The sequence below is a fragment of the Pseudomonas viridiflava genome, from assembly GCF_900602065.1.
Classification (GTDB): Bacteria; Pseudomonadota; Gammaproteobacteria; order Pseudomonadales; family Pseudomonadaceae; genus Aquipseudomonas.
In genome coordinates this window covers 1-285 of sequence record NZ_UWFN01000322.1, presented here as the reverse complement: position 1 = coordinate 285, position 285 = coordinate 1, and the positions used below count along the sequence as shown (strand labels likewise).

Genomic DNA, 285 nt, shown 5'->3' with positions numbered 1-285 from the left:
GCCTACAGGAGAGGCGCCGATTACAACGAGCGCTTTCAACAGCGGTTTGCCAGGCTGGACATGGAAAACGAACAGGCGCAGATGAGATCGGCGCTGGGCGAAAAGCTCCATGGGGAGCTCGAAGAGGATATCGAAGCGCTGGATGAAAACAGTCAGGGCACGCTGAACGGTGTGGGGCTGGGTTCCCGGGGCATCAACGATCTCGTTCGTCATGACGAGATGCAAAGCTACCTGAATCAGGAGCGTTCGCACCTCAGGCGCTGGACCCAGCGACTGGATGACATC

1 protein-coding gene is annotated in these 285 nt (G+C 58.2%); it reads left to right on the top strand.

Going from position 1 to position 285, the window contains the following annotated elements:
- A partial coding sequence (locus EE949_RS24375; protein ID WP_346773488.1) for a hypothetical protein occupies positions 1–285 on the top strand: 285 nt, incomplete at both ends.